Annotated in this window: 18 protein-coding genes; 10 read left to right on the forward strand and 8 right to left on the reverse strand. The window is 63.7% G+C overall.

The window, feature by feature from the left end; genetic code table 11:
- Positions 1-65: 65 nt before the first annotated feature.
- A complete protein-coding gene (gene katG / locus RX329_RS00260; protein ID WP_085362008.1) occupies positions 66-2,234 on the reverse strand; it encodes a catalase/peroxidase HPI in 2,169 nt (722 codons plus the stop codon).
- Between the two features lie 114 nt (positions 2,235-2,348).
- On the opposite strand from katG, the gene RX329_RS00265 reads away from it, so the two are divergent.
- From RX329_RS00265 to RX329_RS00280, 4 genes are all read left to right on the forward strand, one after another.
- A complete protein-coding gene (locus tag RX329_RS00265; protein ID WP_018455793.1) occupies positions 2,349-3,275 on the forward strand; it encodes a hydrogen peroxide-inducible genes activator in 927 nt (308 codons plus the stop codon).
- Between the two features lie 7 nt (positions 3,276-3,282).
- Positions 3,283-3,747 carry a GNAT family N-acetyltransferase gene (locus RX329_RS00270; protein WP_085362009.1) on the forward strand — a complete coding sequence of 155 codons (465 nt, stop codon included), beginning with the start codon at positions 3,283-3,285 and terminating at the stop codon, positions 3,745-3,747.
- A gap of 318 nt (positions 3,748-4,065) precedes the next feature.
- A complete protein-coding gene (locus RX329_RS00275; protein WP_240543372.1) occupies positions 4,066-4,674 on the forward strand; it encodes a hypothetical protein in 609 nt (202 codons plus the stop codon).
- A 72-nt stretch (positions 4,675-4,746) separates the two neighbouring features.
- A complete protein-coding gene (locus RX329_RS00280; RefSeq protein WP_240550533.1) occupies positions 4,747-5,634 on the forward strand; it encodes a hypothetical protein in 888 nt (295 codons plus the stop codon).
- Between the two features lie 88 nt (positions 5,635-5,722).
- On the opposite strand, the gene fabI is transcribed toward RX329_RS00280, so the two are convergent.
- The 3 genes from fabI to fabA form a co-directional block, all read right to left on the reverse strand.
- Positions 5,723-6,523 carry an enoyl-ACP reductase FabI gene (gene fabI, locus RX329_RS00285; RefSeq protein WP_085349883.1) on the reverse strand — a complete coding sequence of 267 codons (801 nt, stop codon included), beginning with the start codon at positions 6,521-6,523 and terminating at the stop codon, positions 5,723-5,725.
- Between the two features lie 155 nt (positions 6,524-6,678).
- A complete protein-coding gene (gene fabB, locus RX329_RS00290) occupies positions 6,679-7,902 on the reverse strand; it encodes a beta-ketoacyl-ACP synthase I (protein WP_026233025.1) in 1,224 nt (407 codons plus the stop codon).
- A gap of 39 nt (positions 7,903-7,941) precedes the next feature.
- Entirely contained in the window at positions 7,942-8,463 is a 522-nt protein-coding gene (gene fabA, locus RX329_RS00295; RefSeq protein ID WP_007603915.1) for a bifunctional 3-hydroxydecanoyl-ACP dehydratase/trans-2-decenoyl-ACP isomerase, read from the reverse strand.
- Positions 8,464-8,817: 354 nt separating this feature from the next.
- Between fabA and irrA the strand changes: the two genes are divergently transcribed.
- Positions 8,818-9,309: an iron response transcriptional regulator IrrA gene (gene irrA / locus RX329_RS00300; RefSeq protein ID WP_018455787.1), complete on the forward strand. Its 492-nt coding sequence runs from the start codon at positions 8,818-8,820 to the stop codon at positions 9,307-9,309.
- Positions 9,310-9,442: 133 nt separating this feature from the next.
- Here the strand turns inward: irrA and RX329_RS00305 are convergent, their stop codons facing one another.
- Positions 9,443-9,973 (reverse strand): SH3 domain-containing protein, encoded by a 531-nt coding sequence (locus RX329_RS00305; RefSeq protein WP_026233024.1) that lies wholly within the window; start codon positions 9,971-9,973, stop codon positions 9,443-9,445.
- Positions 9,974-10,300: 327 nt separating this feature from the next.
- On the opposite strand from RX329_RS00305, the gene RX329_RS00310 reads away from it, so the two are divergent.
- Complete coding sequence (locus RX329_RS00310; protein WP_018455785.1) at positions 10,301-11,302, forward strand: 2-hydroxyacid dehydrogenase; 1,002 nt, start codon at positions 10,301-10,303, stop codon at positions 11,300-11,302.
- A gap of 3 nt (positions 11,303-11,305) precedes the next feature.
- Here the strand turns inward: RX329_RS00310 and RX329_RS00315 are convergent, their stop codons facing one another.
- Positions 11,306-12,217 (reverse strand): LysR family transcriptional regulator, encoded by a 912-nt coding sequence (locus RX329_RS00315; protein WP_085362011.1) that lies wholly within the window; start codon positions 12,215-12,217, stop codon positions 11,306-11,308.
- A gap of 114 nt (positions 12,218-12,331) precedes the next feature.
- Between RX329_RS00315 and RX329_RS00320 the strand changes: the two genes are divergently transcribed.
- Complete coding sequence (locus tag RX329_RS00320) at positions 12,332-13,339, forward strand: aldo/keto reductase (RefSeq protein ID WP_085362012.1); 1,008 nt, start codon at positions 12,332-12,334, stop codon at positions 13,337-13,339.
- A gap of 9 nt (positions 13,340-13,348) precedes the next feature.
- Here the strand turns inward: RX329_RS00320 and RX329_RS00325 are convergent, their stop codons facing one another.
- Entirely contained in the window at positions 13,349-14,152 is an 804-nt protein-coding gene (locus tag RX329_RS00325) for a HesA/MoeB/ThiF family protein (RefSeq protein ID WP_085362013.1), read from the reverse strand.
- A gap of 229 nt (positions 14,153-14,381) precedes the next feature.
- Between RX329_RS00325 and RX329_RS00330 the strand changes: the two genes are divergently transcribed.
- Complete coding sequence (locus RX329_RS00330; protein ID WP_085385575.1) at positions 14,382-15,740, forward strand: serine protease; 1,359 nt, start codon at positions 14,382-14,384, stop codon at positions 15,738-15,740.
- Between the two features lie 77 nt (positions 15,741-15,817).
- Here RX329_RS00330 and ggt read toward each other — a convergent pair whose 3' ends face one another.
- A complete protein-coding gene (gene ggt, locus RX329_RS00335; RefSeq protein WP_085362014.1) occupies positions 15,818-17,497 on the reverse strand; it encodes a gamma-glutamyltransferase in 1,680 nt (559 codons plus the stop codon).
- 239 nt (positions 17,498-17,736) lie between these two features.
- Here ggt and RX329_RS00340 point away from each other — a divergent pair, with 239 nt between their 5' ends.
- A complete protein-coding gene (locus tag RX329_RS00340) occupies positions 17,737-18,480 on the forward strand; it encodes a ParA family protein (RefSeq protein ID WP_085362015.1) in 744 nt (247 codons plus the stop codon).
- Between the two features lie 236 nt (positions 18,481-18,716).
- Positions 18,717-19,891, forward strand: a protein-coding gene (locus tag RX329_RS00345) for an IS3 family transposase (protein WP_317245481.1) whose coding sequence is annotated in 2 segments (ribosomal slippage) — positions 18,717-19,026 and positions 19,026-19,891 — 1,176 coding nt in all. Because the reading frame shifts where the segments join, the coding sequence is not laid out codon by codon here.
- Positions 19,892-19,966: the final 75 nt, after the last annotated feature.

Below are 19,966 nucleotides of genomic sequence, written 5' to 3' on the forward strand. Positions count from 1 at the left end.
TGCCAGAAACACGAAGGGCGGCCTCGCGGCCGCCCTTTTTGTTTGTCGCTTGCCGAACTTTGGAATCAGGCCGCGATGTCGTAGCGATCGAGGTTCATCACCTTGGTCCAGGCCTTGGCGAAGTCCTTGACGAACTGCTCCTTGGAATCCGACGTGGCATAGACCTCTGCGTAGGCGCGAAGCTGCGAGTGTGCGCCGAAGATCAGGTCGACGCGCGTGCCGGTCCACTTGACCGCGTTGGTCTTGCGGTCGCGGGCCTCATAGGTGCCGTCGGTGCCGGCCGGCGTCCACTGCGTGCTCATGTCGAGCAGGTTGACGAAGAAGTCGTTGCTCAGCGTTCCCACCTTCGAGGTGAGGACGCCGTTCTTCGAACCGTTCGCATTGGCACCGAGCACGCGCAGACCGCCGACGAGCACCGTCATCTCCGGGCCGGTAAGCCGGAGCAGCTGCGCACGATCGACCAGAGCCTCCTCGGGCATCATGAACTGCTGCCGCTTGCCGATGAAGTTGCGGAAGCCATCGGCCCGCGGCTCCAGCGGAGCAAACGAAGCGGCGTCGGTCTGCTCCTGCGAGGCATCCATGCGGCCCGGCGTGAAGCCGACCTTGACGTCGACGCCGGCATCCTTGGCGGCCTTCTCGACCGCGGCGGTGCCGCCGAGCACGATGAGGTCCGCCAGCGAGACCTTCTTCGCACCGGATGACGCGTTGAAGTCCTTCTGGATCGCTTCGAGCTTGCCCAGGACCTTCGAGAGCTGAGCCGGCTCGTTCACTTCCCAATCCTTCTGCGGGGCGAGGCGGATACGCGCGCCGTTGGCGCCGCCGCGCTTGTCCGAGCCGCGGAACGTCGAGGCCGACGCCCAGGCGGTCGAGACCAGCTCCGAGACCGACAGACCCGAGGCCAGGATCTTGGTCTTCAGCGAGGCGATATCCTGCTCGCTGGCCAGCTCGTGATTCACAGCAGGGATCGGATCCTGCCAGATCAGGGTTTCCTTCGGCACCAGGGGGCCGAGATAGCGCACCACCGGACCCATGTCGCGATGGGTGAGCTTGAACCAGGCACGGGCGAAGGCGTCCGCGAACTGATCGGGATTCTCGAGGAAGCGGCGCGAGATCTTCTCATAGGCCGGATCCATACGCAGCGAGAGGTCGGTCGTCAGCATCGTCGGCCGATGCTTCTTGGACTTGTCGAAGGCATCGGGAATGATCGCCTCGGCGCCCTTGGCCGTCCACTGCTGCGCACCGCCGGGGCTCTTGGTCAGCTCCCATTCGTACTTGAACAGGTTCTCGAAGAAGTTGTTGCTCCACTTCGTCGGCGTCGTGGTCCAGGTCACCTCGAGACCGCTGGTGATGGAATCGCCGCCAATGCCCGACGCGTGCTTGCTCTTCCAGCCGAGGCCCTGATCTTCGAGCGCGCCCGCTTCCGGCTCCGGTCCGACCAGCGACGGATCGCCGGCGCCGTGCGTCTTGCCGAAGGTGTGGCCGCCGGCGATCAGCGCGACGGTTTCCTCGTCGTTCATCGCCATACGGAAGAAGGTTTCGCGAATGTCCTTGGCCGCGGCGATCGGATCCGGCTTGCCGTTCGGGCCTTCCGGATTGACGTAGATGAGGCCCATCTGCACCGCGCCGAGCGGCTCGGCGAGCTGGCGTTCGCCGCTGTAGCGCTCATCGCCCAGCCACGTGCCTTCGGGACCCCAATAGAGCTCTTCCGGCTCCCAGACGTCGACGCGGCCGCCGGCAAAGCCAAAGGTCTTGAAGCCCATCGACTCCAGCGCGACGTTGCCCGCCAGCACCATCAGATCGGCCCAGGAAATCTTGCGGCCGTATTTCTGCTTGATCGGCCAGAGCAGACGGCGTGCCTTGTCGAGATTTGCGTTATCGGGCCAGCTGTTGAGCGGCGCGAAACGCTGCTGTCCGGCGCCGGCGCCACCGCGACCGTCGGTGGTGCGGTAGGTGCCCGCGCTGTGCCAGGCCATGCGGATCATGAGGCCGCCGTAGTGACCGAAGTCGGCGGGCCACCATTCCTGCGATTCCGTCATCAGAGCGGTCAGGTCCTTGATGACCGCGTTCAGGTCGAGCGACTTGAATTCCTTGGCGTAGTCGAAGTCCTTGTCCATCGGGTCGGACTTGGGAGAATTCTTGTGCAGCATCTCGATGCTGAGCTGGGTTGGCCACCAATCGCGGTTCGCCGGCACACGTTTTCCACCCGAAAACGGGCACTTTGAAGTGTCGTCCATGAATACCTCCTCTGGTGGCGTCGAACTCGCGCCTTTGACCAGGTAGAGGCACTCTAAGCTTCACGTTCGATCAGGGGAAGTTGACTTTAATGATCGCAGCGATAAGATTTTCTGATGCTAAACCTCACGCTGCGCCAGCTCCGTTATTTCGACGCCCTGGCGCGTCACAGTCATTTCGGGCGCGCGGCTGAGTCTTGCTCGATCTCGCAGCCTGCCCTGTCGATGCAAATCAAGGAACTTGAGGAGGCGCTCGGCGGTCTGCTGCTGGAGCGCAGCGCCCGGCAGGTGGCGCTGACCCGATTTGGCGAGGAGCTCGCGCAGCGCGTCCGCGACATCTTGCGCTCGGTCGACGAGCTCGGCGATTTCGCCCGCGCCTCGCAGGACCGGTTCTCCGGACGGCTGCGCATCGGCATGATTCCGACGATCGCGCCCTATCTGCTGCCGACGATCACCAAGAATCTGACGCGCATGCATCCGGAGCTCGATATCCGCGTCCGCGAGACGATGACGCCGCGGCTGATCCAGGAACTGGTGGAGGGTCGGCTCGATACCGCCATCGTGGCGCTGCCGGTGTCCGAGCCCTCGCTCACCGAGGTCGCCCTGTTCGAGGAAAAATTCCTGCTGGTGCGGCCGAGTGCGGATGAGGGAACGCCGGCACCGTCGCGGGAGATGATGCGCGAGATGCGGCTGCTGTTGCTCGAAGAGGGGCACTGCTTCCGCGATCAGGCGCTGTCATTCTGCAACATGCAATCGGCGCCGCCACGCGAGATGCTGGATGCCAATTCGCTATCGACGCTGGTCCAGATGGTCAGCGCCGGCATCGGCGTCACGTTGATCCCCGAGATGGCGGTGTCAGTTGAGACGCGATCGGCCTCGGTCTCGCTCGCGCGCTTCCGCGACCCGCAGCCGTCACGCACCATCGGCATGGTCTGGCGCAAGACCAGCCCGCTGGCGCGGCAACTGCTGCAAATCTCCGAGGTGGTGTGCCTGTCGGCGGGCAAGGTACGCGCACGCCCATCCGTGCGCAGCAAGCCGACCTGAGGCCTCGATGTCGCATCCCCTCATCCGCCCGGCCCGCGCGGACGAATACGACGAGATCGGCCGTGTCTGGATGGAGAGCTGGGTCTCGACCGGCCTCGGCGAGACGAGCGACTTCCTGCTGGCCAACCTGCGCGCACGCATCCGGCGCGAGATCGAGGACGGCTGGAGCCTGTTCGTCGCCGACGACAACGGCACGATCGCCGCAATGCTGGCGCTGCATTTGCCAAAACTCTATCTCGACATGCTGTTCGTCGCGCCCGCCTATCAGGGCCAATCGCTCGGCCGCCAATTGCTTGGCTTCACGCGCACACAAATGCCCGACGAGATGTCTCTGCGCTGCATCCGCGAGAACGAAAAAGCCTGGCGCTGGTACGAGCGCGAGGGCTTTGTGTTCGAGAAAGAAGAGGTCGAGCCGTCGAACGGGTTCATGATGAAGTATTATCGGTGGCGGCGGCAGCGACCCGCCGGATAGGCAGTGGTCGCCTGGTGCAGCTTGCGGTTGTCACGGTTCCAATTTACTGTGGCGTATCCGCCGTCCTCCTGTCCCCTGATCTCCCGGAATCGATGCTTCGAATTGCTGTCTCGCTGATCGCGTTGCTGTCCCTGCTCACTACGGCAGCCGCGCAAACCCCTCCCGCAACCACCGCGCCTCCCGCTCAGACGGCGGCGCCAGCCAAGAAGGCAGTCAAGAACGGCGCCGAAGGCCAAACCGGCTGCACAACAGCCAGTTGCGGCGGAGAGCGGCCCCTGTCAGATCGGCGTCATTTCCGCGATCGGAGACCAGTTCTCGGTGCAACATGTCGGCCTCACGATGTTCGGCAACGAGTATATGGAGGCGCCGATCGAGACGTGGGGTATCGATGATCTGTTCGTCGCGAGGGTTCGCGCCACGGCTCCCGGCACGGCTGTCCGAAAGGTCGCTTACGCAAGCGGAGCCTTTAGGCCGTACTATCATCCGGAAGCGAAACTGTTCCGCAATGACCGCGACGACCTGACGGCGCTGGTGCGGCAGATCGCCGGAGCTGCAAATTGCGAACGCTACGTCGTAGCCACGAAAGCCCGCGTTTCGGTGGATGGCACCAATCAATCAATCGAGGGCCTCGGGGTCTACAAGAATTGGGCGAGCCCTTCCGGGCGCGGCGTCGTGGTTTCCTATTTCCGCATAAACGTTTTTGACGGACGGACTTTCGACATCCATCGGGCGCCTACCCGCAGCTTCGGCGATGTGATTGCTTCGAGTTTCTCCAACAAGAACGACAATATGCAAATCCTCAACAATCTCGAATTTCCCAAGACCCCTGAACAGGTGACCAGCAGTGCATTGCTGCGTGACAGCACACGCAGTCTGCTCACGGCCCAGCTGGACAGGTATCTACCCGCGTATATCAAGGGCGAGTAAGCGCCTTTGCCGAGGGGACGCGACAAAGACTATCGCTCGTCAGCTTCCTGCGGCTGGGCTGCATTTGACGTTTTGGCCCGGCTCGTCGTCCTTGCGGCCGTCGCGTGGTGCTTTTCGACATCTGCTTGGGCGCAGACCAAATTGGTACCACCAGGGGCGGAAACGGCAGGATCAGCCGTCAAGCAAAGCAACAACAAGACGACCACGCGGCGTGAAGCGACGGGCAAACCCGCTCCCGTGGTCGGCGGCCCGTGCGACTTCGGTGTCGTCGTCACCACCGGCGATGAGTTCACCGTGCTGACGACCGGCCTGACCGTATTTCAGCACAAGAAGACGGTCGTCCCGATCCCGGGCTGGGGACTCAATGATCTGATCTTCGCGCGGATTCGCGCCACGATCCCTGCCGGCGTGTCCGTTCTGAGAATCCCCTACAACCCGGCGAAATTTCCTCCCCGCGATGAGTCCAAGGACACATTGAAGGACAGGTTGTTCCGCGATCTCAATGCGGAGCTGGCCCAATACATGCGCGACGTCGTGAAAGGAACGAATTGCCGGCACTACATCCAGATCCTCAATTCAATCAGCCCTTTCGGATCATCCAACTATACGGTCCGCGGCTTCGGCATCCTCAACCATGATGTGGTGCTCGGGCGTCGCATCTATCTCTACGCCCTGGCGTTTGTCCGCATCTTCGATGGGCGCGACTTCTCCGTTGTCAGACAGAGTTCTGCGCTGATCAACACGCATCATTCCCTTATGGTGCAGAGGCTCTTGGGCGTGCAAATCGGCGGCCCCTATCGCGAACTACCCGCAGAATCGTTTCCAACCCGCCCTGAAGATGCCGCCGACAATCCCGCACTGCGCGACGACGTGCGTGCCATGCTGACGGAAAGCCTCGACAAGACGCTGCCGCTGCTGATCGGGGTTCAACGAGCGGCGCGCAACAGCGACGCGCGCTGATCGACACGTCCTTCGCAGCAGGAACTGGTCTCGATTATTGAGAAATCGTGGGCACGTCGCTTGCGCGCCTTTGCCCACTCTACGAGAGCTAATCCTGCGCCTTCAAATCGTCCGGCCGCGGCATCAGGACGGTGTTGTAGCCGGAATCGACATAGTGGATCTCGCCGGTCACGCCGCCGGAGAGATCCGACAACAGATACAGCGCCGAGCCGCCGAGCTCGTCGAGCGTCACGCCCCGGCGGAGCGGCGAATGTTTTTGCATGAAGGCGAACATGGCGCGCGCCTCGCCGATGCCGGAGCCGGCGAGCGTGCGGATCGGGCCGGCGGAGATCGCGTTGACGCGGATGCCGCGCGGTCCGAAATCCGAGGCGAGATAGCGCACCGAGGCTTCCAGCGCCGCCTTGGCCACGCCCATCACGTTGTAGTTCGGCATCGCGCGTTCCGAGGCGCCGAAGGTCAGCGTGATCATGCTGCCGCCCTCCGTCATCAGCTCGGCGGCGCGTTTTGCCACTTCCGTGAAGGAGAAGCAGGAGATCACCATGGTGCGCGAAAAATTCTCGCGGCTGGTGTCGGCGTAGCGACCCTTGAGCTCGTTCTTGTCGGCGAAGCCGATCGCGTGGATCACGAAATCCAGCCGGCCCCACTTTTCGCGCAAGGCCGTGAATGTGGCGTCGACGCTGGTGATGTCCTCGACGTCGCAGGGCAGCACCATGTCGACGCCAAGCTGCTCCGCCAGCGGCTTAACACGCTTGCCCAGCGCCTCGCCCTGGAAGGTGAAGGCAAGCTCGGCGCCGTGGGCATGCAGCGTCTTCGCCATGCCCCAGGCGATCGAATGATCATTGGCGATGCCCATGATCAGACCGCGCTTGCCTTTCATTAAGCCTTCCATTGCCTGATAGCTCCCATTATTCCGGCGTCATCGCCCGCCTTGCGCGCACTTGCGCACTGGGGCAGGCGATCCAGTATTTCGAGGCGATTACTGCAAATCGAGAAGTTGCGGCGTGCTGGATGCCCGCCTTCGCGGGGCATGACAGCGTGCCAAAATTACGCATCCAGCCGGCTGAACACCAGCGTGGCGTTGGTGCCGCCGAAGCCGAAGGAGTTCGACAGCACGGTGCCGATTTTGACGTTGTCGATTCGCTTGCGCACGATCGGCATGTCGGCGAACACGGGGTCGAGCTCCTGGATGTGGGCGCTCTCGCAGATGAAACCATTGTTCATCATCAGCAGCGAATAGATCGCTTCCTGCACGCCGGTTGCGCCCAGGGAGTGACCGGTCAGCGCCTTGGTCGCCGAGATCGGCGGGCACTTCTCGCCGCTTCCGAACACCCTGCGGAGTGCGTCGATCTCCGGCGGATCGCCGGCCGGGGTCGATGTCGCGTGCGGATTGATGTAGTCGACCTTGGTCTTCACGGTCGACATCGCCATGCGCATGCAGCGCTCGGCGCCCTCACCTGATGGTGCGACCATGTCGTAGCCGTCGGACGTCGCGCCATAGCCGACGATCTCGCCGTAAATGCGTGCGCCCCGCGCCTTGGCATGCTCGAGCTCTTCCAGCACCAGCACGCCGGCGCCGCCGGCAATCACGAAGCCGTCGCGGTTGACGTCGTAGGGACGGGAGGCCGTCGCAGGCGTGTCGTTGTACTTCGAGGACATCGCGCCCATGGCGTCGAACAGCACCGACAGCGACCAGTCCAGCTCCTCGCAGCCGCCGGCGAAGATGACGTCCTGCTTGCCGATCTGGATCGTTTCATAGGCATTGCCGACGCAATGGTTCGACGTCGCGCAGGCCGACGAGATCGAATAGTTCACGCCCTTGATCTTGAACCAGGTCGCAAGCGTTGCGGAGGCCGTGGAGGACATCGCCTTCGGCACTGCAAACGGCCCGACACGCTTCGGTCCCTTGGTGCGGGTGATGTCGGCGGCTTCGACGATGGTGCGCGCCGACGGACCGCCGGAGCCCATGATGATGCCGGTGCGAATATTGGAAATTTCGTCGGGCGAAAGACCGGAATCCTGGATCGCCTGTTCCATCGCGACGTGATTCCACGCCGCGCCCTGACCGAGGAAACGCATGGCGCGGCGGTCGACTACCGTCGAAGGATCGAGCGTTGGCGCACCCTGCACCTGGGAGCGGAAGCCGAGCTCGGCATATTTCTCAGCCCGCGAAATGCCCGACTTCGCCTCGTGAAGGCTCGCAAGCACTTCCTGGGTGTTGTTTCCGATGGAGGAGACAATGCCCATCCCGGTGACCACAACCCGCCTCATGACAGCCTCGCCTCAATCGTTGTCTTCGTGGTGATGCGCTCAGCCCAGGCTCGTGCCCTGCTTGAACAGGCCGACCTTCAAATCCTTTGCGCGATAGATAATCTGGTCATCCACCGAAAGCCATCCGTCGGCGATACCGAGCACCAGCTTTGAACGCATCACGCGCTTGATATCGATGTTGTACACAACCTTGCGGGCCTCCGGCAGCACCTGGCCGCTGAACTTCAGCTCGTTCAGGCCAAGCGCGCGACCACGACCTTCACCGCCGCTCCAGCCCAGATAAAAGCCGACCATTTGCCACAGCGCATCGAGCCCGAGGCAGCCGGGCATCACCGGATCGTTCTTGAAGTGGCAGCCGAAGAACCAGAGGTCGGGCTTCACGTCGAGCTCGGCGCGCACCACCCCCTTGCCGAATTCGCCGCCGGTCTCGCTGATGTCCGTGATGCGGTCGAACATCAGCATCGGCGGCAGCGGCAATTGCGCATTGCCAGGGCCGAACATCTCGCCGCGGGCACATGCCAGCAGATCTTCATATTCGTAACCGTTGCGCCTGTTCAGCATGCGGAAGCCTTTGTGTTCAAACCCCGATTGAGCGGCGTTTCCGGCGAAAATGGGCCCCATCCTGTTCGAAAGGCGACATCTGTTGCCATTGTCAGCGAGAATACCGAAGGACCCTGGATGGATAGCGAGCGGCCCTCAATGCCGGGTCGCGCCAAAATGGGTTAAGCGGAACCGCGGGCTCTCTAACACAGGCCATTTCGGGTAGCAAAGCGCTCTCATGAAGGTAAAATGACGGGCCGCCACCCCGGTTCCCTGCCTGATTAGAACCACTCTAGTTGCGAGAAACTTGCATCTGCATCTATCTCTCCATATATGTTGGGCAACGACAGTGTTCACGCGTGCCCGAAGCTGGAAATGAACGAAAATAACGCGCCCCATCGCGACGAAGAGGCCCATGCGGCGGCTCTTATGTCCGGCCGCCAGCCGGCGTTGACCGGCTGCCCGTGGCACGACGTCAACGAAATGCTCCAGTCCGCAGGGCTTCGCCCCACGCGCCAGCGCATGGCGCTCGGCTGGCTCCTGTTCGGCAAGGGTGCACGTCACCTCACGGCTGAAATGCTTTACGAGGAAGCGACGCTGGCCAAGGTGCCGGTCTCGCTCGCGACCGTCTACAACACGCTGAACCAGCTCACCGATGCCGGTCTGCTGCGTCAGGTCAGCGTCGACGGCACCAAGACCTATTTCGACACCAACGTCACGACCCACCATCACTACTACCTCGAGAACAGCCATGAGCTGGTCGACATCGAGGATCCGCATCTGGCGCTGTCCAAGATGCCTGAGGTGCCCGCGGGTTACGAGATCGCCCGCATCGACATGGTCGTACGGTTGCGCAAGAAGCGCTGAGATCTATCCTGAACTGCTGATTTGATCGTCATGGCCGGGCTTGTCCCGGCTATCCACGTTATTCGGTCAGGCGTCAAAAAATGCGTGGATGCCCGGGCATGACGGTGGAGCAACAGCTCCGCTCCCGCCCAGATCAGTTCACCTGCTCGTCCGAGTAGACGCCCCAGAGGCGCTCCTGCTGGATCCAGCCGTCAAAGCCGTTACCGCTGACGCGGCACCAGTTTGCAGTGCACTTCTTCACCTGGGTGACGACACCGGCCTGGAGCCTGGCCGCAACCGCGCTCTCGGGATCGGCGCGGTCGTAGATCGGCGCGAGCTCGTCCTTGTGCTTCATGGTGACGACAGCGGTACGGCGGCCCGACAGCAGCGAGTGATAGACCCAACCCTCGGCGCCCTCGGAATCGCGGACCCGGCGCCAGTTCTCGAACTCGGCGGTGATTTCGACCGGCAGGCCGGAACGGGTGTAGACCCAGGCGACGTCGTTGTCCTTGGTCGGGCCGGCGCGGACGTTGACGTGATCCGATTTCAGGCTGACGTAGCGCGGCACCGGGAGGCCCGAGGCCGTCTGAGGGGTGTTGTCCTTTGCCGAATGCCCGGGACTGACCGAAGCGCTCAACCAGGTGCAAACGAGCGCCATCACCGAACAAAAACGCCCCAACGCCATCAACCCGTCTCCTGTCGAAGGTCCGGCCGAGCCGATCCCTCGCCCCTAAATTCCCAAACCAGGCCGCTGTCGCCCCTGACCCCGCCCCACGCGGGTGTTCCCGAGCCCTTTACCCGTGGTTCTTGTCTTGGCCCCGCCTTCTGCTAGAGAGGACGGACATCTGAACAACCGGTTTGTCCCGATTTTCCGGCCGGAAATGTCGGGAGAGCTTGAAGGAAACGCCGGGGACGACACGGCAAGCGCAGTGTCGAACAACCGGGTTAATGAGGCCTCAACGGCCGGCCTTTGGCGACAGAGGCGGCTCGCAACGCCTCATGAGGGCAGGACATGTCGGTGAAGAAAAAGCCCCTCGTCGTGGTGACGCGCAAGCTTCCGGACTCGATCGAGACCCGGATGCGCGAGCTGTTCGACGCGCGGATCAATCTCGACGACACGCCGATGTCGCCCGAGCAGATCGCGGAAGCCGCCCGTACCGCCGACGTGCTGGTCCCAACCGTGACCGATCACATCTCCGCCGACATCGTCAACCAGCCCGACTGCAGGTTGAAACTGATCGCGAATTTCGGCAACGGCGTCGACAACATCGATGTCGAGGCCGCGCATGCCCGCGGCATCACCGTCACCAACACGCCGAAAGTTCTGACCGAAGACACCGCCGACATGACCATGGCGCTGATCCTCGCCGTGCCCAGGCGGATGATCGAAGGCGCCTCGATTCTGACGGAAGGAAAACCATGGCCGGGCTGGTCGCCGACCTGGATGCTCGGTCATCGCATCGGCGGAAAGCGCCTCGGCATCATCGGCATGGGCCGGATCGGCCAGGCGGTCGCACGCCGCGCCCGCGCCTTCGGCTTGCAGATCCACTACCACAATCGTCGGCCGGTGGCGCCGAAGATCGCCGAAGAGCTGGGCGCGACCTATTGGGAAAGCCTCGACCAGATGCTGGCACGGATGGACATCATCTCGGTGAACTGTCCGCACACGCCGGCGACCTACCATCTGCTGTCGGCGCGCCGGCTGAAGCTTATTCGCAAGGACGCCTACATCGTCAACACCGCGCGCGGCGGGGTCACCGACGAGGACACCCTGATCAAGCTGATCGAAGGCGGCGAGATCGGCGGCGCCGGCCTCGATGTCTACGAGCACGAGCCCGCGGTGAATCCGAAGCTGGTGCGGCTCGCCAAGGCCGGCAAGGTGACGTTGCTGCCGCATATGGGCTCGGCCACGATCGAGGGCCGGGTCGAGATGGGCGAGAAGGTGATCATCAACATCCGCACCTTCCTCGACGCCCACAAGCCGCCGGACCGCGTGCTGCCGAGCATGCTCTGACGTCTATTTGCTGCGTGTTTCGCGCTTGCGCCAGTCGGCAACGAAATCGATAAAGGCCCGCAGCGCCGGCGGCGTTTGTCGCCGGCTTGGATAGTACAGGAACGGCCCGGGAAACGGCTCGCACCAATCCTGAATCAGACTGACGAGCGCGCCGGACTTCAGGGCTTCGCCGACATAACCATCAAGCGTCGCCCAGATGCCGGCGCCGTCGAGCGCGGCGCGCATGGAAAGGCCCATGTTGGTCGAGATCAGCTTTGCCGGCGGATCGACCTTCACGAGCTGGCCGGCCTTCTCGAACTCCCAATCGTGCATGACACCGCTGGAGTAGCGGGCACGGATGCAATCATGGTCGAGCAGATCCTTCGGATGCTCCGGCTTGCCGCGGCGCGCGAGGTAATCGGGCGAAGCGACCACGACATAGCTCTGCGGGCCGCTGAGCGAGATCGCGACCATGTCCTGCGCGAGATGCTCGCCATAACGCACGCCGGCATCGAAGCCCGCGCTGACGATATCGACGAACCCGCTCTCGGAGACGATGTCGAGGTCGACCTGCGGATAGGCCTTGAGGAACGGCCCGATCATGGGGGCCAGCACGAGATCGACCGCGGGCGGCGGCGCGTTGATGCGCAGCCGGCCCGAGGCCATCTCGCGCAGGCCGCGGACCTGATCGAGGGCGTCGCCGACATCGCGCAGCGCCGGAGCCACGCGCGACAGCAGCAGCTCGCCCGCCTCGGTCAGGGCGACGCTGCGGGTGGTGCGGTTCATCAGGCGGACGCCGAGGCGCTCCTCCAGGTCCCGCAATCGCTGGCTAAGGCTCGACACCGACACACGAATATCGATCGCCGCGCGCCGGAAATTGCGGGTGCGGGCGACCGCCATGAAGACGTCGAGATCACGCAGGTCGGGCTCAGCCATTGTTCGTTAATGTGAACAAGCCATTCTCGATTGTCCAGCTTATCGGCGCAATCGATCAAGCGCATATCAGGCCTCGTCACGCGGCGCAGTCAGCGCCTTTCGAGGAGAGCCATCATGGAACAGCGCAAACTCGGTTCGACCGGTTCCACCGTCTCCGCTCTCGGTCTCGGGTGCATGGGCATGTCCGAGGTCTACGGCCCCGCCGATCGCGGCGAGAGCATCGCCACGATCCACGCCGCACTGGATGCCGGCATCACCCTGGTCGACACCGGCGATTTCTACGCCATGGGCCACAATGAAATGCTGGTGCGCGAAGCGCTCAAGGAGGTGCCGCGCGACAAGGTGCAGATCAGTGTCAAGTTCGGTGCGCTGCGCGGTCCTGCTGGCGAATTCACCGGCATGGACACGAGGCCGGCCGCAACGAGGAACTTCCTCGCCTATTCGCTGCAGCGGCTCGGCACCGACTACATCGACGTCTACCGTCCGGCGCGGCTCGATCCCAACATTCCGATCGAGGAGACCATCGGCGGCATCGCCGATCTCGTGAAGGCCGGCTACATCAAACATATCGGCCTGTCCGAGGTCGGCTCCGCCACCATCCGCCGCGCGCATGCCGTGCACCCGATCGCCGATCTTCAGATCGAATATTCGCTGATCGAGCGTGGCATCGAACGCGACATCCTGACGACCTGCCGCGAGCTCGGCATCGGCATCACGGCTTACGGCGTGTTGGCGCGCGGCCTCATCAGCGGCCATTGGTCGAAGGACTCCGGCAAGACAGGCAAGGACTACCGGCTGATGACGCCGCGCTTCCAGGGATCGAATCTCGATGCCAATCTCGCATTGGTGGAGCAGCTGCGCGCCATCTCCGCTGAGATTGGCGCGACGCCGGCACAGGTCGCGATCGCCTGGGTGGCGGCGCAAGGCAAGCAGATCGTGCCGCTGGTCGGCGCCCGCACCCGCAACCGCCTCACCGAAGCACTCGGCGCGGCCAAGGTCACGCTGACGCCGGCTCATCTCGCCGTGCTGGCAACGGCCTTCCCGCCCGATGTCGCTGCCGGCACGCGTTACGCCGCCGAGCAGATGGCGCATCTCGACAGCGAGAAGCCGGCCACAGCATAACGTCTGCAATCAAGTGCGATGGGCGCTGAGATCGGTGATCACAGGCCCATCGCCATTGAGCGGATTGGCGGGATCGCGCGCGTAACGCAGCGTCTCGAAGCGCATCGCGCGCGCATCGATCATCAGGAGGCGGCCGACGAGGCCGTCGCCAAAGCCGACGATCTCGCGGATCGCCTCCAGCGCCATCATCGAGCCCATCACGCCCGCGAGCGCGCCCATGACGCCGGCTTCCGCGCACGCCGGCACGGTCCCGGCCGGCGGCGCTTCCGGGAATAGGCAGCGATAGGTCGGATTGAATTCGCCCTGCTCGTTTGTCTCATGCGCGCGGATGGTGGTCAGCGAGCCATCGAAGGTGCCGAGCGCCGCCGTGATCAGCGGCCTCTTGGCGAAGAAGCAGGCGTCCGAGGCCAGATAGCGGGTCGAGAAATTGTCGGAGCCGTCGAGCACGAGGTCATAGTCCCCGATCAGCGACAGCGCATTGTGGGCATTGAGCCAGGTGGCGTGACCGACGAAGCGGACATGCGGGTTGAGCGCCGAGATCCGTTCGGCCGCGCTCTCGACCTTGTGCCGGCCGATATCGGGCGTGGTGTGAATGACCTGGCGCTGGAGGTTCGACAGCGACACCACGTCGTCATCGACCACGCCGAGCGTACCGATGCCGGCGGCCGCCAGATACATCAAAGCGGGCGCACCGAGCCCGCCGGCGCCGATCACCAGCACGGAGGCCCGCTTCAGCGCAGCCTGGCCGGGGCCACCGACATCGCGCAGCACGATATGGCGGGCATAACGTTCGAGTTCGTCCGGGCTCAGCATCGTTATCCTTCCAGATCCTCTCCTCATGGTGAGGAGGCGCGAAGCGCCGTCTCGAACCATGCAGGCCCCGCTGCGGCTGCACGGCCTTCATCCTTCGAGACGCCGCTTACGCGGCTCCTCAGGATGAGGAGCTAGACCTCTCCTGCCGGTCTGAACCACCGCAACATTGTTCGCGACCAACGAGATGTGCTTCAATGGCATTGCGTTCAATGGGCGGGCTGGATTTGTCATGAGATCGATGCTTGCGGCAACACTGATGTTTGCGGCTGCGACAGGCGCGAACGCCCAGATGACGACACCGCAGCTTCCCGGCACCAAGCCGAAGCCGGTCCAGACCGTTCCGATCCGGCCTCCTGCATTGCAGACGCCGGCTGCGACGGCCGATGCCATGGCGCAGGCGGAGCGGCTGTCGCTGCAGTCCGACCTCGCCTGGGTCGGCCAGTATAACGGCGCCATCACCGGCGACGTCAGCGCGCGCCTGGTCGAGGCCATCAAGGAGTATCAGAAGGCCAAGGGCGGCAAGGCGACCGGCGTGCTCAATCCGCAGGAACGCGCAGCGCTCGCCGAGACCGCGCGCCGCAAACAGGACAGCGTCGGCTGGAAGATCGTGACGGAAATGACCAGCGGCGCGCGGCTCGGCATTCCCTCAAAGCTGGTGCCGCAGCAGGCGACCGACGCCAACGGCTCGAAATGGACCTCGCCCACTGGCACGGTGCAGGTTCTGCTCAGCCGCCGCAAGGAGGCGAACCCGACCACAGCCAAGCTTGCCGAAGCGGAGAAGAAAGAGCCGGGTCGCAAGGTCGACTACACCGTGGTAAAGCCCGACTTCTTCGTGCTGTCGGGTCTGCAGGGCCTGAAGAAATTCTATTTGCGCGGCACCTCCAGGGGTGACGAGGTCCGCATCATGACGATCCTCTACGATCAGGCGACCGAGAACACGGTCGAGCCGGTCGTGATCGCGATGTCGAGCGCCTTCAACGCGTTTCCGTCGGGGCCACAGGCGGGGCCGCCGCCACGCAAGACCGTCGAATATGGCACCGGCATTGTCGTCAGCGACGATGGCGCGATCCTCACGGACCGCCTCGTCACTGATAGCTGCCTCGCGATCACGATCGCCGGCTATGGCAGCGCCGACCGTCTCGCCGAGGACCGGGAACACGACCTCGCGCTGCTGCATATTTACGGCGCCCGCGGCCTGAAGCCCCTCAACCTCGCGGCCGGCGCAGCGAAGACGAGTGTCGATGTCATCGGTATCGCGGATCCGCAGAGCCAGGGCGGAGCCGCGGGTGTGTCGAGCCTCAAGGCTACGCTGGCATCCGTCGGTGGTGGCGATTCCCCACTCTCACCGCCACCGTCTGTCGGCTTCTCCGGCAGCCCCGCCATCGACGGCGACGGCAAGTTCGCCGGCATCGCACTATTGAAGCCGGCGATGGTTGCGGGCCCCGCGACGTCGGTGCCGGCGTCGCAGGCGGTGATGGTCTCCGCGGAGACGGTGCGCGATTTCCTGAAGGCGAACGGTGTCGCGGCGAACGGAACGTCCACAGATGCGAAAGCCGCTGTCGTGCGCGTGATCTGCGTGCGCAAGTAGCTCTCGTGTCCCGGGCGCGGTGCGGCATGAAATGCGCGCCGCTGAAGAAGCGCTGCGCTGCGTCCGGGGCATGAGACCTAGCTCAGCCTGAACCTGATCCCGGCCTTCGCAAGACCACCCGAGATCCCGACCGGCGTGCCGTCCGCACGCCAGCAAGCGGCGCCACTCATGGTGCCGTCGTCGTGGAAGGCGATACCATTCATGCCGCCGGCGACTGCCGCGACAGGCTGCACCTTGTGGCCGAGCTCCGCGAGCTTCGCGCGCACGCTCTCCGGCACCCTCTGCTCGACCTCAAGCGCATTGCCTTCGGTCCAGACCCGCGGCGCCTCGACTGCTTCCTGCAAGCTCATACCGTGGTCGATCAGATTGAGCAGCGCCTGCATCGCGCTCGGGAAGATTCGTTTTCCGCCGGGCAAGCCGAGCGCATAGCGCAACTTTCCATCACGGAGTGCCATCATCGGCGACATCGAGGTCGTCACCCGCTTGCCCGGCGCCAGCGACAGGGCGTGGCCTGGACGCGGATCGAACAGGTTCATGTAGTTGTTGGCGATGGCGCCCAGGCCCGGGATCATGATCTTGGCGCCGAACAGATTGTTGATGGTCTGCGTGGTCGCAACCACGTTGCCGAACGCATCCGCCGCCGTCATGTGCGTGGTGTGAGCGCCTTCAAGCTGCGACACGCCGGCGCCCCAGCTCTGCGCCCGTGCCGGATCGATCGCAGCGCGGCGCTCCTCGGCGTAGGCCTTCGAGGTCAGCCGCTCCACGGGGACGCCGACATAATCAGGATCGCCGCTGGCCGCGGCGCGGTCGGCGAATGCGATCTTCAGGACCTCGGCAAGATAGTGGATGGTCTCGGGCGTACCGAAGCCGAGGCCTTGGATGTCGTAGCCTTCCAGGATGTTCAGCATCTGTGCGATATGCACGCCGGAAGCCGCGGGCGGCGGCGGGCCAAAGATAGTCCAGCCGCGGTAATCGGCGCGGATCGGCTGCCGTTCGACGGTCTTGTAGCTGGTGAGATCGTTGCGCCGGATGAAGCCGCCGGCCTTTTCCATATAGTCGACCAGGATATCGCCAAGCGGCCCCTCATAGAGCGCCTTTTCGCCGTGGTCGGCGATATGCCGCAACGTCTCGGCATACTCGGCCTGTACCACGCGCTCGCCGACCTTGAGCGGCTCGCCGTCTGGCAGATAGATCGCCGCGATCGGCTTGTCCTTGCGCATCTCGGCGGCGCTCTCGGTGATGCATTCGTGCAGATAGGGTGTCGTCGCATAGCCGCGCGCGGCGTGCTTGATCGCGGGCTGCATGACGTCGGCAAGGCTCATGGTGCCGAAGCAGCGCAGCGTCTCGCACCAGGCTTTCGGCGAGCCCGGCGTAGCGACCGCCTTTGGTCCGTTGAGATTTTCATTGCCGACGGTGTCGAACACATCATGCGCGGAACCCGGCGTGGGGGTGTAGCTGGTGTCAAGCACCGCCGCAGGCACGGTGCTCTGCCCGTCGATGAAACGGTGGCTGCCGTCGGCGAGCCGGATGTGCGCCATGCCACCGCCGATGATGCCCACCATCATCGGCTCGACCACGGTCAGCGTGAACAGGGTCGCTATCGCGGCCTCGATGGCGTTGCCGCCGGCGGCCAGCATCTCCGCGCCGGCGCTGGAGGCCAGTGGATGGTTGCTGACCACCATGCCGCGGCTCGATACCGCGGGCATCTTCTGGCATTCGAAATTCGCCGTCGTCCGGTCGCGCCAGTTTCCGCCCATGCCGCTTGTCCTTATTATTCACGGCTGCAAGCACAGCACACGTACGAGTACGGGTCCAGTAATGGTACGGATTCGCTGGTATTCCCGATTCCGCCATCATCGTGACTGCTGATTCGGACCTCGGCGATCTCCTTTGGATCGGGCCGGCACGTCCTGAGCGAGAAGAGCTCAGCATCGAGATCGATGCACGTTCGCGTGGCGTTTCCCGAGACCCAAGCACTCCAAAGGATTGATCTTCAATGCACACGATCGCACTGGCCACCCAAAAGGGTGGCAGCGGCAAGAGCACGCTCGCCATCGGCCTCGCGCTGGCAGCCAAGCAGGCCGGCTTCACCGTTCGCCTGATCGAAACCGACCCGCAGGGCACACTGTCGAACTGGCAGCGCCGCCGCACCACCGATGATCTCGTCGTCGAGCCGATCTATCACGCCGCCGATATCGAGCCGCGCCTGAAGATGCTCGCCGACGGCGGTCTCCAGATTGCGATCGTCGATACCGCCGCCGGCCTCAGCGCCGCGACCACCGCCGCGATCCGCCATTCCGACCTCTGCCTGATCCCGGCACGCCCGAGCGTCGCCGACATCGAAGCCACCGTTTCGACGCTGAGCGTCGCGCGCGCCTGGAAGCGGCCTTACAGCTTCGTGCTGAACCAAACCCCGATCCGCGGCCAGCGCATCGACAACGCCGCCAACACGCTCGCCGAGGAAGCAGCGCTTGATCTCGCCGAGGTGCTCGCGCGTCCCCTGATCGTGATGCGCAACGATCACCAGGACTCGCTCGCCAGCGGCCTTGCGGTGAGCGAATTCGCGCCGAACGGCAAGTCGACCGAGGAGATCCGCGGCCTCTGGCATTGGATTGAGACCCGGCTCGAGCTCGACGTCACCACCAATGTCTTGATCGACCAGGTCATCGCGGCCGCGGATGGAATGTTGCACGTCGCCGCCGAGCTGGCCGCCGATGAAACTACGATACTGGCGTCCTGAGCGGGGGTATCGCTCGGATGGCAGCCGGACCTTCACCATCCGGAAGGGCCTTAGCGACGAAGCAATCCGGCCACCAGCCCGGCCGGATTGCTTCGCTTCGCGTTTTTGGGAAACCCTATCTCCGCTGTCATTGCGAGGAGCTTTGCGACGAAGCAATCCAGACTGCTTCGTTGGAAAGATTCTGAGCCTCCCCTAAATCGGTGGACACCTATAGCTTAGACGGCAAGAGGTGTCATATGACGAAACGGCAGCGACGTTCTTATTCGGACGAGTACAAGCGGCAGGCAGTTGATCTGGTTTTGTCGAGCGGCCGCTCGGCGAAGTCGGTATCGAAGGAGCTCGGGCTTGACGGCTCCGTGCTGAGCCGATGGGTGGCGGAGCAGGGCACGGCGAGAGCCGGCGGCAGCGCCGTGGCGCCCACATCGCAAGCGGCGGTGCCGTCGGCGGACCAAGCTGACGTGATTGCGCGGTTGCAGCGGGAAAACGAACAGCTGCGCATGGAGCGCGACATTTTAAAAAAGTCGATCGCGATCTTTGCTGGACCCCGGACATGAGGTTCCGTTTTATCGAGGATCGCCGCACGGACTATCCGGTCAAGGTCATGTGCCGTGTGCTCGGCGTCTCGCCCGCGGGCTACTATGCCTGGCGGTCGCGCCCGGAAAGCCTCCGGGCCTTGGCTAATCGAGCGCTGCTGGAAGGCATCCAGCGGGTTCATCGCGATAGCCATGGCCGCTATGGCAGCCCGCGCATTCATGTCGAACTCAAAGCCCAGGGACATCATGCAAGCCGTGGCCGGATCGAGCGGCAGATGCGCCATCATGGCATTCGAGCCATCTCGGCCGGGCCGCGACGATGCCGCACCACCGACAGCGGGCATGGCTATCCGATCGCGCCGAACCTGCTCGGCCGGAACTTCTCGGCCGCCATGCGCAATCAGATCTGGCTCGCCGACATCACCTTTGTCTGGACCGGCCAGGGCTGGTTGTATCTGGCGGCCGTCATGGATCTGTACAGCCGCCGTATCGTGGGCTGGGCGATGGACGACCATCTGCGCGCAGAACTGCCGCTCGCCGCATTACGAATGGCGATCAAGGGGCAAAGACCAGGTCCCGGGCTGATCCATCATTCCGATCGCGGCACACAATACGCTTCAACCGAGTACCGCCAAGCACTGCAAGCCGCCGGCTTCCGGCCTTCAATGAGCCGCAGAGCCGACTGCTACGACAATGCCCCGATGGAAAGCTTCTTCCACACTCTCAAGACCGAACTGATCCATCACCGTCAATATGAGACCCGCAATGAAGCCGAGCGCGACATCTTCGCTTACGTCGAAGGCTTCTACAATCAGACCCGAAGACACTCGGCCATCGGCTATATCAGCCCGGTCGAGATGGAGCTAAAATCGGCTTGATCCATGTCCACTTTTTTGGGGGAAGATCAGATTCTGGATTGCTTCGCTGCGCTCGCAATGACGGTCGTGGTGGGC

Origin of the sequence: Bradyrhizobium sp. BWC-3-1 (genome assembly GCF_032917965.1) — a bacterium.
Classification (GTDB): domain Bacteria; phylum Pseudomonadota; class Alphaproteobacteria; order Rhizobiales; family Xanthobacteraceae; genus Bradyrhizobium; species Bradyrhizobium canariense_D.

Coding starts and splice junctions, on each gene's coding strand:
- fabA (WP_007603915.1), bottom strand. CDS start 8,463: ATGCTGAACAGGCGCAACGGTTACGAATATGAAGATCTGCTGGCATGT.
- fabI (WP_085349883.1), bottom strand. CDS start 6,523: ATGGAAGGCTTAATGAAAGGCAAGCGCGGTCTGATCATGGGCATCGCC.
- fabB (WP_026233025.1), bottom strand. CDS start 7,902: ATGAGGCGGGTTGTGGTCACCGGGATGGGCATTGTCTCCTCCATCGGA.
- RX329_RS00320 (WP_085362012.1), top strand. CDS start 12,332: ATGGAACAGCGCAAACTCGGTTCGACCGGTTCCACCGTCTCCGCTCTC.
- RX329_RS00315 (WP_085362011.1), bottom strand. CDS start 12,217: ATGGCTGAGCCCGACCTGCGTGATCTCGACGTCTTCATGGCGGTCGCC.
- RX329_RS00330 (WP_085385575.1), top strand. CDS start 14,382: ATGAGATCGATGCTTGCGGCAACACTGATGTTTGCGGCTGCGACAGGC.
- RX329_RS00310 (WP_018455785.1), top strand. CDS start 10,301: ATGTCGGTGAAGAAAAAGCCCCTCGTCGTGGTGACGCGCAAGCTTCCG.
- ggt (WP_085362014.1), bottom strand. CDS start 17,497: ATGGGCGGAAACTGGCGCGACCGGACGACGGCGAATTTCGAATGCCAG.
- RX329_RS00325 (WP_085362013.1), bottom strand. CDS start 14,152: ATGCTGAGCCCGGACGAACTCGAACGTTATGCCCGCCATATCGTGCTG.
- RX329_RS00305 (WP_026233024.1), bottom strand. CDS start 9,973: ATGGCGTTGGGGCGTTTTTGTTCGGTGATGGCGCTCGTTTGCACCTGG.
- RX329_RS00265 (WP_018455793.1), top strand. CDS start 2,349: ATGCTAAACCTCACGCTGCGCCAGCTCCGTTATTTCGACGCCCTGGCG.
- katG (WP_085362008.1), bottom strand. CDS start 2,234: ATGGACGACACTTCAAAGTGCCCGTTTTCGGGTGGAAAACGTGTGCCG.
- irrA (WP_018455787.1), top strand. CDS start 8,818: ATGAACGAAAATAACGCGCCCCATCGCGACGAAGAGGCCCATGCGGCG.
- RX329_RS00340 (WP_085362015.1), top strand. CDS start 17,737: ATGCACACGATCGCACTGGCCACCCAAAAGGGTGGCAGCGGCAAGAGC.
- RX329_RS00270 (WP_085362009.1), top strand. CDS start 3,283: ATGTCGCATCCCCTCATCCGCCCGGCCCGCGCGGACGAATACGACGAG.